This window comes from Burkholderia sp. AU45251 (assembly GCF_030482905.1).
GTDB lineage: Bacteria > Pseudomonadota > Gammaproteobacteria > Burkholderiales > Burkholderiaceae > Burkholderia > Burkholderia aenigmatica.
The window spans coordinates 1-11,661 of record NZ_JAUJQH010000055.1 but is presented as its reverse complement, the minus strand read 5'-3'; the positions used below and the strand labels follow the sequence as shown (position 1 = coordinate 11,661).

8 protein-coding genes and 2 pseudogenes are annotated in these 11,661 nt (G+C 67.0%); 7 read left to right on the top strand and 3 right to left on the bottom strand.

The genetic code is table 11. The annotated features are described in order from the left end of the window. Both QZM67_RS39465 and QZM67_RS39460 read right to left on the bottom strand, forming a co-directional pair. Positions 1–217: pseudogene (locus tag QZM67_RS39465) on the bottom strand (helix-turn-helix domain-containing protein); the annotation flags it as partial. Between the two features lie 117 nt (positions 218–334). Next, positions 335–2,659, bottom strand: a complete 2,325-nt coding sequence (locus QZM67_RS39460) for a Tex family protein (RefSeq protein WP_301811808.1) — start codon at positions 2,657–2,659, stop codon at positions 335–337. Between the two features lie 160 nt (positions 2,660–2,819). On the opposite strand from QZM67_RS39460, the gene QZM67_RS39455 reads away from it, so the two are divergent. The 3 genes from QZM67_RS39455 to QZM67_RS39445 all read left to right on the top strand — a co-directional run bounded on the left by QZM67_RS39455 (position 2,820) and on the right by QZM67_RS39445 (position 6,168). After that, positions 2,820–3,572 (top strand): hypothetical protein, encoded by a 753-nt coding sequence (locus QZM67_RS39455; protein ID WP_301811805.1) that lies wholly within the window; start codon positions 2,820–2,822, stop codon positions 3,570–3,572. Between the two features lie 75 nt (positions 3,573–3,647). Beyond that, on the top strand, positions 3,648–3,863 hold the full coding sequence (locus QZM67_RS39450; protein WP_301811804.1) for a YdcH family protein: 216 nt from the start codon (positions 3,648–3,650) through the stop codon (positions 3,861–3,863). Positions 3,864–3,918: 55 nt separating this feature from the next. After that, positions 3,919–6,168 (top strand): ATP-dependent DNA helicase, encoded by a 2,250-nt coding sequence (locus QZM67_RS39445; RefSeq protein ID WP_175021138.1) that lies wholly within the window; start codon positions 3,919–3,921, stop codon positions 6,166–6,168. A 120-nt stretch (positions 6,169–6,288) separates the two neighbouring features. Here QZM67_RS39445 and QZM67_RS39440 read toward each other — a convergent pair whose 3' ends face one another. Further along, entirely contained in the window at positions 6,289–7,113 is an 825-nt protein-coding gene (locus QZM67_RS39440; RefSeq protein ID WP_301811797.1) for an outer membrane protein assembly factor BamD, read from the bottom strand. 41 nt (positions 7,114–7,154) lie between these two features. Here QZM67_RS39440 and QZM67_RS39435 point away from each other — a divergent pair, with 41 nt between their 5' ends. From QZM67_RS39435 to QZM67_RS39420, 4 genes and pseudogenes are all read left to right on the top strand, one after another. Then, a complete protein-coding gene (locus QZM67_RS39435) occupies positions 7,155–8,363 on the top strand; it encodes an RluA family pseudouridine synthase (RefSeq protein ID WP_043188317.1) in 1,209 nt (402 codons plus the stop codon). 6 nt (positions 8,364–8,369) lie between these two features. Next, a complete protein-coding gene (gene pgeF / locus QZM67_RS39430; protein ID WP_175021136.1) occupies positions 8,370–9,209 on the top strand; it encodes a peptidoglycan editing factor PgeF in 840 nt (279 codons plus the stop codon). A gap of 360 nt (positions 9,210–9,569) precedes the next feature. Then, entirely contained in the window at positions 9,570–11,435 is a 1,866-nt protein-coding gene (locus QZM67_RS39425) for an alpha/beta hydrolase (protein WP_301811792.1), read from the top strand. A 99-nt stretch (positions 11,436–11,534) separates the two neighbouring features. Beyond that, positions 11,535–11,661 (top strand): annotated as a pseudogene (locus QZM67_RS39420) (acetyl-CoA C-acetyltransferase); the annotation flags it as partial.

Here is an 11,661-nt window from a genome sequence, read left to right as displayed (position 1 = left end):
TTGGCATGGTGGAACCCGATCGCGCACGGCCGGATGGATCGGCCCAATCCTGCAAGCCGTGCTTGCGTAACCATACCAGCACGGTCGAGCGCCCCTGGATGCCGTAGCGCTGCTGCGCCTCTCTGTATGTCAGTTCGCCTTTTTCGACCTGCGCCACCACCGACAGCTTAAAAGCCAGGCTGTAGTCCCGCTGCGTCCGCTTGATCCCTTGTTGCACTTGGCACCTCTTCGTCTCGGCGAAAAAGTGTCAACCTATTTCAGGACGGGACAGCAGCCATAAAAAAAGCCCGCCTTTCGGCGGGCTTTTTTATGCGTCGCGAAAGCTGGCGCGTGCTTAGCGCTTCAGCTTTGCGAACGCCGCGGCCATCGCGCCGGCCGGTTCCGGCTCGCGCGAACGCTGCGGGCGGGCGGCGCCGCGCCCCGCGTTGCCGCGATCCTGGCCGCCGCGCGACGACATGCCCGGCGCGGCCGCGTCGTCGTCGAGACGCATCGTCAGCGCGATGCGCTGGCGCTTCACGTCGACGTCGATCACCTTCACCTTGACGACCTGGCCGGCCTTCACGACTTCGTGCGGGTCCTTGATGAACTTCGTCGACATCGCGGACACGTGGACGAGGCCGTCCTGGTGGACGCCGATGTCCACGAACGCGCCGAACGCGGCGACGTTCGTCACGACGCCTTCGAGCGTCATGCCCGGCACGAGATCCGACACCTTCTCGACGCCTTCGCGGAACGTCGCGGTCTTGAATTCGGGGCGCGGATCGCGACCCGGCTTCTCCAGTTCGGACAGGATGTCGCGCACGGTCGGCAGGCCGAAACGTTCGTCAACAAATTCCGTCGGGGACAGGCCCGACAGCGCTTCGCGGTTGCCGAGCACGTCGTCGATGCGCTTGCTGATCTTCGCGAGCATCCGTTCGACGACCGGATACGCTTCCGGGTGCACCGACGAGCGGTCGAGCGGATTCTCGCCGCCGTTGATGCGCAGGAAGCCGGCGGCCTGTTCAAAGGTCTTGTCGCCGAGGCGCGGTACCTTGCGCAGGTGCTCGCGCGACGGGAACGGGCCGTTCGCATCGCGGTAGTCGACGATGTTACGCGCGAGCGTCGCGTTCAGGCCCGATACGCGGGCGAGCAGCGGGGCCGACGCGGTGTTCGCGTCGACGCCGACCGCGTTCACGCAATCCTCGACGACCGCGTCGAGCGAGCGGGCGAGTTCGCGCTGGTTCACGTCGTGCTGGTACTGGCCGACACCGATCGCCTTCGGTTCGATCTTCACGAGCTCGGCGAGCGGGTCCTGCAGGCGGCGTGCGATCGATACGGCGCCGCGCAGCGACACGTCGAGCTCCGGGAATTCCTTCGCGGCGAGTTCGGATGCCGAGTAGACCGACGCGCCGGCTTCCGACACGACGATCTTCTGCAGGCGCAGTTCCGGGTGTTTCGCGATCAGTTCGCTCGCGAGCTTGTCGGTTTCGCGCGACGCGGTGCCGTTGCCGATGCTGATCAGCTCGGCCTGCGTCTGTGCGGCGATGCGGGCGAGTTTCGCGATCGAGCCGTCCCAGTCGCGGCGCGGCTCGTGCGGGTAGATCGTGTCGGTCGCGAGCACCTTGCCGGTGCGGTCGACGACCGCGACCTTCACGCCCGTGCGCAGGCCGGGGTCGAGACCGATCACGGCCTTCGGGCCAGCCGGCGCGGCCAGCAGCAGGTCGTTCAGGTTGCGTGCGAACACGCGGATCGCTTCCGTTTCGGCCGTTTCGCGCAGTTGCGTGAGCAGCTCGTTCTCGATGTGCGGCTGCACCTTCACGCGCCAGCACCAGCGGCACACGTCGGACAGCCACTTGTCGGCCGGACGGTTCTGGTTTGCGATGCCGAAATGGCGCGCGATCATCGCCTCGCCGGGATGCGGCACCTGCGCGTCGAGCTCTTCGCCGAGGCCAAGCTTGACGGTCAGCACGCCGGCATTGCGGCCACGGAACAACGCGAGAGCGCGGTGCGACGGCACGGTCTTGATCGTTTCCGCGTAGTCGTAATAGTCGCGGAATTTCTCGCCTTCCTCGTTTTCCTTGCCCTCGACGACGGCCGACGACACGACACCCTGGTTGTGCAGGTAGTCGCGCAGCTTGCCGAGCAGCTCGGCCGTCTCGCCGAACTGTTCGGACAGGATGTCGCGCGCGCCGTCGAGCGCGGCCTTCACGTCGGCGACGCCTTTCTCGGCGTCGACGTACGCGGCTGCCTCGGCCTGCGGGTCGAGCAGCGGGTTCGCGAGGAGCGCCTGGGCGAGCGGCTCGAGGCCGGCCTCGCGGGCGATCTGCGCACGCGTGCGGCGCTTCGGCTTGTACGGCAGATAAAGGTCTTCGAGCACCTGCTTGCTGTCGGCCGCGTCGATCGCGGCGCGCAGTTCGTCGGTCAGCTTGCCCTGTTCGTCGATGCTCGACAGGATCGTCGCGCGGCGATCCTCGAGTTCGCGCAGATACAGGAGGCGTTCCTCGAGCTGGCGCAACTGCGTGTCGTCCAGGTTGCCGGTCACTTCCTTGCGGTACCGGGCAATGAACGGAACGGTCGAGCCTTCGTCGAGGAGTTGCACTGCCGCCGCGACCTGGCGCGGCTGGACGGACAGTTCGGTGGCGATGCGCTGTACGATCTTGAGTGCTACGGTTTCCGTCATGTCGTGGATGATCTGCCTGCTGAAATCGCGGCGCGGGCCGGCAGGCCCGAAGCGGCGGGCTGCGTGGCGGGCCCGACGGGCCAGATGCCGCGGGTGAGTGAAGCGGGGCATTTTGCCATAAATGGCGGAGCGCCCAGCCGGGGGTGATAGAATTTGACACATGTCCCGCAGCTTTCCTACGACGTTGCCAACTTCCCGAATTTCTCTCGTCGCGCTCGGCGCAGCGCTCGCCGCGGCTTTGTCTGCGGGGCCTTCCGGCGCGTTCGCGCAGGCTTCGGGCGCCACTGCGCCGGCCGCCGCCGCGGCTGCGCCCATGACAGCCACAACCGCACCGGATTTCGACGTCCGCCAAAAAGTGCTCAATCAGCGCTCCGCGGAAAACGATTATCGTTATGCGGTGGCCGAGCACGATTGCTACAGCAAGTTCTTCGTCAATCACTGTCTCGGCAAGGCGCGTGAGCAGATGCGCGACGAGCGGGCGAGCATCCGTCAGGAGCAGCTCGCGCTCAACGACGAGCAGCGGGCGGTGCGCGCGCAGCAGCGCGACCAGCAGCAGGCGCTGAAGCAGGCTCGGGATGCGGCGGAAACGCCGCAGCGCGCGGCGAACGACGCGGCAAACGCGGCTGCGTTCCGCGACAAGCAGGAGCAGAATGCGCTGAAGCAGGCGCAGCGCGGCGCGGAAGCGCCGCAGCGCGCGGCGAGCAAGCAGGCATACGACCAGAAGCAGAGCGACTTCCAGCGCAAGCTCGACCAGGCGCACCAGCAGGCCGGGCAGAAGGCGCAAGAGCGGGCGGACAACGCCGCGCGCTACGAGCAGAAGCAGAAGGAAGCCGTGCAGCACAAGGCCGATGTCGAGCAGCGCCAGAAGGAAGCGGCCGAGAAGGCGCAGCAGAAGCAGCAGCAGGGGCAGTAACGTGTTGGATTGATCCGGAATCAGTCTCGCGCGCTGGCACGCCAGCCGGCGCGCTGCTTCGATGAGGAGGCAAGTATGCAAAACCGTGCCACGGAACAGCAGCAGGAATTGCACAACCGTTTGGCTGCATTGCAGGAGCAGCACCAGCAGCTCGCTCGGGAGATCGAGTTGAAGGAAGGACACTCCGACATCGACGACATCACGCTGCACCGGCTGAAGAAGGAAAAGCTGGCGGCCAAGGACAAAATCATTTTGCTGCAATCGCAGCTGGAACCGGATAAGCGCGCCTGAGCGCGGCCTGGCAAGCGCCGGCGCCGCCCGGGCGCTGGACACAGGAACGCTTGCCTTGAATTCACCGCTTGAAGCCACCCCCGATGCCCGGCGCGACGTGTCGTCCGCCGGGCGTGCTCGTGCGCCCGAAGGCACCTTTGAGCTGAGCCGCAAACGTGTCGACGAACTCGACACGATCTTCGGCGAAGGCGGGTTGCTGGCGCGTGCGCTCGACGGCTATCGGCCGCGTACGTCGCAGATCGAGATGGCGCGTGCCGTCGCGTCCGCGATGGAAGCGTCCGCGCGCCGGATGCCCGAACCCGAGATCTTCGAAACCCGCAAGCGGCCGGCGCGTCGCCTTGGCGACGGCGACAAAACGGCCGAACCGGGCGCGGACGCCGCTGCGGCGGCCGAGCCCGACAGCGACGCCGGCGACAATACGCTGATCGTCGAGGCCGGCACGGGTACCGGCAAGACCTATGCGTACCTCGTGCCCGCGATGCTGTGGGGCGGCAAGGTGATCGTGTCGACCGGCACGAAACACCTGCAGGACCAGCTGTTCCAGCGCGACATCCCGACCGTGCGCAACGCGCTCGCGGTGCCGGTGTCGGTCGCGATGCTGAAGGGCCGCGCAAACTACCTGTGCCACTACTACCTGCAACGCACGGCCGACAACGGCCGGTTGCCGTCGCGGCAGGATACGGCCTATCTGCAGGAAATCGTCCGTTTCGCGAAGATCACGAAGAGCGGCGACAAGGCCGAGCTCGCAAGCGTGCCGGAAACGGCGCCCGTGTGGTCGATGGTCACGTCGACGCGCGACAACTGCCTCGGCCAGGAATGCCCGCATTACAAGGATTGCTTCGTGATGCAGGCGCGGCGCGAGGCGCAGCAGGCCGATGTCGTCGTCGTCAACCACCACCTGTTCTTCGCGGACATCATGCTGCGCGATACGGGGATGGCCGAGCTGCTGCCGAACGCGAACACGGTCATCTTCGACGAAGCGCACCAGTTGCCGGAAACGGCGACGCTGTTCTTCGGCGAGACGCTGTCGACGACGCAGATTCTCGAACTCGCACGCGACACGGTGGCGGAAGGCTTGAGCCATGCGCGCGACGCGGTCGAGTGGGTGAAGCTCGGTGGCGATCTCGAGCGCGCGGCGCGCGACTTGCGGCTTGCGTTCGCGAACGACCAGATCGTCCGCATGTCGCTCGCCCAGCTCGGCGACGATCACCCGATGTTCGGCGCGCTCGACGCGCTCGAGGCGGCGCTCGACGCGCTGGCGTCGGCGCTTGCAAGCCAGGCCGAACGCGCGGAATCGCTTGGCGCGTGCCTGCGGCGCGCACGCGAACTGCAGGATCTGCTGGCCGGCTGGGTTGCGCCCGGCGCGACCGAGGCGGCCGCGAAGGCCGACGCGGCGGCGGCCGGCGACAAGGCGTCATCCGACGGCGATCCGAACGAGAAGGTGCGCTGGGTCGAAGTGTTCGCGCATACCGTCCAGCTGCACGAAACGCCGCTGTCGGTCGCGCCGATCTTTGCCAAGCAGCGCGCGGGCGTGCCGCGTGCCTGGGTGTTCACGTCGGCCACGCTGTCGGTGCGCGGCGATTTCACGCACTACGCGGCGCAGATGGGCCTCAGCTCGCGTCGCTCGATGACGCTCGCCAGCCCGTTCGACTACCAGTCGCAAGGGCTGCTGTACGTGCCGCGCAACCTGCCGCAACCGTCTTCGCCGGCATTTACCGATGCCGTCTTCGACGCCGCGCTGCCGGCGATCGAGGCGTCCGGTGGCGGCGTGTTCATGCTGTGCACGACGCTGCGCGCGGTCGACCGGATCGCGTCGAAGCTGCGCGACGTGATCGAATCGCGCGGCTGGAACACGCCGCTGCTCGTGCAGGGCGATGCGAGCCGTACCGAACTGCTCGACCGTTTCCGTGCGTACGGCAACGCGATCCTGGTCGGCAGCCAGAGTTTCTGGGAAGGCGTCGACGTGCGCGGCGATGCGCTGTCGCTCGTCGTGATCGACAAGCTGCCGTTCGCGCCGCCGGACGATCCGGTGCTGGCTGCGCGGCTCGACGCGCTGACGAAGAAAGGGCTGAGCCCGTTCGCCGTACACCAGTTGCCGCAGGCCGTGATCACGCTGAAGCAGGGCGCGGGCCGGTTGATTCGCGCGGAGACGGATCGCGGCGTGCTGATGATCTGCGATACGCGGCTCGTCGACAAGCCGTACGGCCGCCGGATCTGGCAGAGTTTGCCGCCGTTCAAGCGGACCCGCGAGATCGCGGTCGTCCAGGACTTTTTCGACGAGCACCGTTCGGCAAAGCGCACGTGACGGCGCGCGCGGCGATCGTCGCGCCATCTCATCGGCGCCGCCTGAATGCGGCGCCCATAAAAAACCCGGCTCAGTGGCCGGGTTTTTTGTTCGTGCAGCGGGGGCTGCACGGAGCGTTCGTCAGAACTGCCACCACGACTTCTTCGCGCCGGGGCGCGAGTGGCCCGTGACATACGGGCTGTCGGGGAACGTGCCTGCGAGCACGCGCTTCGTGTCCTCGGCGAGTTGCGGCTGGTTCAGCTTGCCGTACGACAGGATCATGATGTGCAGCGCGTCCTCGATCGCCGGGGCGCCCTTGTAGTCCTTGATCGCGAGCTGCGCACGGTTGATCGCCGCGACGTAGGCGCCGCGCCGGTAGTAGTAGTCGGCCGCGTGCACTTCGTGCGAGGCGAGCGCATTGACGATGTAGCGCATCCGCGCGGCGGCGTCGGGCGCGTACTTGCTCTTCGGGAAGCGGTCGACGACGACCTTGAACGCATCGTACGATTCGCGCAGTGCCTGCGGATCGCGCTCGCTCATGTCCTGGCCGGAGAAGCGGCCGAACAGGCCGAGATCGTCGTTGAAGTGGATCATCCCCTTCAGGTAGTACGCGTACGGGATATCCGGATGATCGGGGTGGAGCTGGATGAAGCGATCGACGGCCTGGTCGGCGGCGGCCGCTTCGTTGTCCTTCCAGTTGCAGTACGCGACGTTGATCTGCGCCTGTTGCGCGAAGTGACCGAACGGATCGCGGCCTTGCAGCGATTCGAAATATTTCGCGCACTTGCCCCAGTCGCCGCCGGACAGCGCGTCCTGGGCCTCTGAGTATAATTTGTTGTTCGACCAGGTAGCCGTCTCGTCCTGCTTCTGCGGCAAGCCGTGGCAGCCGGCGATGAGGGCCGCGGCCGCTACCGCCGCAGCCCGGGCGGCGACGGTGATGGCCGTGCGTTTGGTCGAATTCATCATGCTCGCATGTCCTAGCTTCAAGTCTCGGTGACCCAGTCTAAATGACCCGTTCAAGTTCGCAGAATGCCCAGCCGGGCACACCAAATCGCGAAGATTATAGCCCAAGCGATCGGCCCGCCGACGCTGCCTCGGGGGATTCCCTCGATGACGATCTGACCGGCGACGCAATGCAGCCGCCCGTCGTGCCGTCCGCGGCGGTCGATGAGGCGCCGCGCGTCGTCGAAGTGCCGCTGTCGCTCGCGGGCGAACGCCTCGACAAGGCGCTCGCCCAACTGTTCCCCGAATTCTCGCGCAGCCGCCTGCAGAGCTGGATCGAGGCGCAGCGCGTGCTCGTCGACGGCGCGCCGGCCAAGATCCGCCAGCCGGTGCCGCTCGGCGCGAAGATCGAGCTCGTGCCCGACCTGCTCCCCGAGCAGCTCGCCTTTACGCCGGAGCCCGTGCCGCTCGACGTGATCTACGAGGACGACGCGCTCGTCGTGATCAACAAGCCGGCCGGCCTCGTCGTGCATCCGGCCGCCGGCAACTGGAGCGGCACGATCCTCAACGGGCTGCTGCATCGCTATGGCGATGCGGCGGCCGGCCTGCCGCGAGCAGGGATCGTCCACCGGCTCGACAAGGAAACGTCGGGCCTGATGGTGGTGGCGCGCACGCTGGCCGCACAGACGGACCTCGTGCGCCAGTTGCAGGCCCGCACGGTGAAGCGCCGCTATTTCGCGCTCGTGTGGGGCACGATGCCCGAGGAAGGCACGATCGACGCGCCGATCGGCCGCGATCCGCGCGAACGCACGCGCATGGCCGTCGTCACGGGCGCATCGGGCAAGCCCGCGCGCACGCATTTCCGCACGGTTGACACATGTCTGTGGCAACGTCAGCCGGTTTCGGCGATCCAGTGCGATCTCGAGACCGGTCGCACGCACCAGATCCGCGTGCACTGCGCGCACGCCGGGCACCCGCTGCTCGGCGATCCCGTGTACGGGCGCGCGCGTGGCAAGCGCTCGGTCACGCCGCTGCCGGACGGGTTCGCACGGCAGGCGCTGCATGCGTGGCGGCTCGGTCTCGTGCATCCGGTCACGGGCAAGGCGATGCAATGGCGCTGCCCGCTGCCGGACGACATGAACGCACTCGTCGCGGCGCTCGGCTTCGGGCAGGGCGACGAGGAATTCGACGACGATGACGGTGTCTACGACGATGACGATTTCGGCGACGAGTATCAGGATGACGAGCCGGACCTGGACGATGAGGAGGAGTGAGTGCCGATGACGAACCTGGCGCCGTTGACGTGGCAGGACTGCGTACAGCCCGACTGGCAGGTGTCGCCGCGCGTGCGTGCGCTGATCACGACGCGCGACGGCGGGCTGAGCGAAGGCCCGTACGGGCGCTGGCAGGGCGGAGACGCGCTGCCGGGCGGGATGAATCTCGGCCTGCATACCGGTGACGACCCGGCCCATGTCGCCGGGAATCGCGCGCGCCTGCTCGCGCTGGCAGGCCAGTCGAGCGCTGCCTGGCTCGAGCAGGTTCACGGCGCGCAGATCGTGCGCGCGGACGAGGTGATCGCAGCGGCGCCCGCCGCTGCGGCGCCGGTGCAGGCCGATGCGAGCGTCACCGACCGGGCGGGTGCCGTCTGCGTCGTGATGGTCGCGGATTGCCTGCCCGTGCTGCTGTGTGACGCACAGGGCCGCGCGGTTGGCGCCGCGCATGCGGGCTGGCGCGGGCTCGCGGCCGGCATCGTCGAGCAGACCGCGGCGCGTGTCGCGGCACTGGCGGGCGGTGCGACGGACGCGCTTCATGCGTACCTCGGGCCGGCGATCGGCCCGCGGGCGTTCGAGGTTGGCGCCGACGTGCGTGACGCGTTTCTCGACACGGCCCCGCAGTCGGAGCATGATGAAACCCGGCTTGCGTTCGTCGCGATCGATGGCGCGCCCGGCAAGTTTCTGGCCGATCTCTATGCGCTCGCGCGCCTGCGTCTCGCGCGTGCGGGCGTGGCCCACGTGAGCGGAGGGACGGCCTGCACGGTTACCGAACAGGCGCGTTTCTATTCGTACCGGCGCGACCGCGTGACGGGTCGCATGGCGGCGGCGATCTGGCTGGCCGATTGACGGGATGCGCCTGCGCGTGTGGATTGCTGCGCCGCAAAATCGGGTTATCTCGATATTTAGGCGGTCATGCCGCGCGGCATGCGCGATTGAATGAAAAATCGCAAAGTCAAGTCGGCCAAAATGTTTTATGTTTCGCCGGAACCCTTGTCCCGTCTGTTGCGCGAGGATTATCTCCGTGCGGAAATGGTCAGTGGTTTGACATGGCGCTTCACATGGGGAAAACGATAATGATAAAAATACCGCACTGCGGCAGAATCTGGAGACGCCTCTCCAGAGCATGACGGCCCGGCTCGCCGCCGGCATGCCGCGCGCGAGCAGGATTTCACGATAGACGCTCACGAATCACCGGTAAGGCAGGTAATGACAGCATCGAAAAAATCGTCGACGTCCGCTCAGGCGGGCACTTCCACGGGCAGCATTGGTTTCGATCCGGCCGCCCAGCCGATGCAGCAGATGTTCGAGTCGTGGTTGAACGCGTGGCGCGGTTTTGCAGATCCGGCACGCGCCGCGACTGCGTCCGCCACCGTGAATCCGTTCGCAACATTCCAGTTTCCGACATCGTTTCCGTTCCAGATGCCGTCGATGCCCGATCTCGGCGCGATGGCCTCGCCGTTCGCCGGGCTCAAGCTGCCGGCCGCCGCGATTCCGCCCGAGCGGCTGCAGGCGCTGCAGGCCGACTACGCGCGCGATTGCATGGCGCTGATGCAGCAGGCGGCCGCCGCGAAGCTCGAGTCGCCCGAACTGAAGGACCGCCGTTTCAGCGGCGAGGCGTGGAAGGCGTCGCCGGCGCATGCGTTCGCGGCGGCGTGGTATCTGCTCAACGCGCGTTATCTGCAGGAGCTGGCCGACGCGCTTCAGGCCGATCCGAAGACGCGCGAGCGCATTCGCTTCACGGTCCAGCAATGGACGGCCGCGGCCGCGCCGAGCAACTTCCTCGCACTCAATCCCGACGCGCAGAAATCGATCCTCGAGACGCAGGGCGAGAGCCTGCGGCAAGGGATGATGAACCTGCTCGGCGACATGCAGCGCGGCAAGATTTCGCAGACCGACGAATCGCAGTTCGTGGTCGGCAGGAACCTCGGGTGTACGGAAGGCGCGGTGGTCTACGAGAACGACCTGATTCAGCTGATCCAGTACACGCCGAAGACGGACAAGGTGTTCGAGCGGCCGCTGCTGATCGTGCCGCCGTGCATCAACAAGTTCTACATCCTCGACCTGCAGCCCGAGAATTCGCTCGTCGCGCATGCGCTGTCGAACGGGCACCAGGTGTTCCTCGTGTCGTGGCGCAACGCGGACGCGTCGGTCGCGCACAAGACGTGGGACGACTACATGAACGAAGGGCTGCTCGCGGCGATCGACGCGGTGCAGCAGGTCAGCGGGCGCGAGCAGATCAACACGCTCGGCTTCTGCGTCGGCGGCACGATGCTCGCGACCGCGCTCGCGGTGCTCGCCGCGCGCGGCGAACATCCGGCTGCATCGATGACGCTGCTCACCGCGATGCTCGACTTCACCGACACCGGCATTCTCGACGTGTTCGTCGACGAGGCGCACGTGCAGATGCGCGAGCAGACCATCGGCGGCAAGAACGGCACGCAGCCGGGGCTGATGCGCGGCGTCGAGTTCGCGAACACGTTCTCGTTCCTGCGGCCGAACGACCTCGTGTGGAACTACGTCGTCGACAACTACCTGAAGGGCCGCACGCCGGCGGCGTTCGACCTGCTGTACTGGAACAGCGACTCGACGAGCCTGCCGGGCCCGATGTACGCGTGGTACCTGCGCCATACCTATCTCGAGAACAAGCTGCGCGAGCCGGGTGCGCTGACCGTGTGCGGCGAATCGGTCGACCTGACGCTGATCGACGTGCCGACCTTCATCTACGGCTCGCGCGAGGATCACATCGTGCCGTGGCAGACGGCCTATGCGTCGACGTCGATCCTGTCGGGCCCGCTGAAGTTCGTGCTGGGCGCGTCGGGGCACATCGCAGGCGTGATCAATCCGCCGGCAAAGAAAAAGCGCAGCTACTGGGTCAACGACGGCGACCTGCCCGAGTCGGCGGACGCGTGGTTCGCCGGTGCGGCCGAGCAACCGGGCAGCTGGTGGACGACCTGGGTCGAATGGCTCGACCAGTACGGTGGCCGCAAGGTGGCGCCGCCCGCGCAGCCCGGTACTGCGCAGTTCCCGGTGATCGAGCCGGCACCGGGCCGCTACGTGTTGCAGCGCGATTGACGAAAACCGGACAGCGGCGCACGCTGTCCGATGCACCGCAGTTTTTTTAACAGGGCCGGTAGCGATGCGCCGTGTCGTGCGGGCCTGGAGGAAAGGGAAATGACGGATGTAGTGATCGTATCGGCCGCGCGGACCGCGGTCGGCAAATTCGGCGGTTCGCTTGCGAAGATTGCGGCGCCGGAGCTGGGCGCGACGGTGATCCGCGCGGTGCTGGAGCGTGCGGGCG

What these genes read in the sequence shown, in the direction of transcription:
- QZM67_RS39450 (WP_301811804.1), top strand. Translation starts at nt 3,648, where the DNA reads ATGCAAAACCGTGCCACGGAACAGCAGCAGGAATTGCACAACCGTTTG.
- QZM67_RS39440 (WP_301811797.1), bottom strand. Translation starts at nt 7,113, where the DNA reads ATGATGAATTCGACCAAACGCACGGCCATCACCGTCGCCGCCCGGGCT.
- QZM67_RS39460 (WP_301811808.1), bottom strand. Translation starts at nt 2,659, where the DNA reads ATGACGGAAACCGTAGCACTCAAGATCGTACAGCGCATCGCCACCGAA.
- QZM67_RS39425 (WP_301811792.1), top strand. Translation starts at nt 9,570, where the DNA reads ATGACAGCATCGAAAAAATCGTCGACGTCCGCTCAGGCGGGCACTTCC.
- pgeF (WP_175021136.1), top strand. Translation starts at nt 8,370, where the DNA reads ATGACGAACCTGGCGCCGTTGACGTGGCAGGACTGCGTACAGCCCGAC.
- QZM67_RS39435 (WP_043188317.1), top strand. Translation starts at nt 7,155, where the DNA reads ATGACCCGTTCAAGTTCGCAGAATGCCCAGCCGGGCACACCAAATCGC.
- QZM67_RS39455 (WP_301811805.1), top strand. Translation starts at nt 2,820, where the DNA reads ATGTCCCGCAGCTTTCCTACGACGTTGCCAACTTCCCGAATTTCTCTC.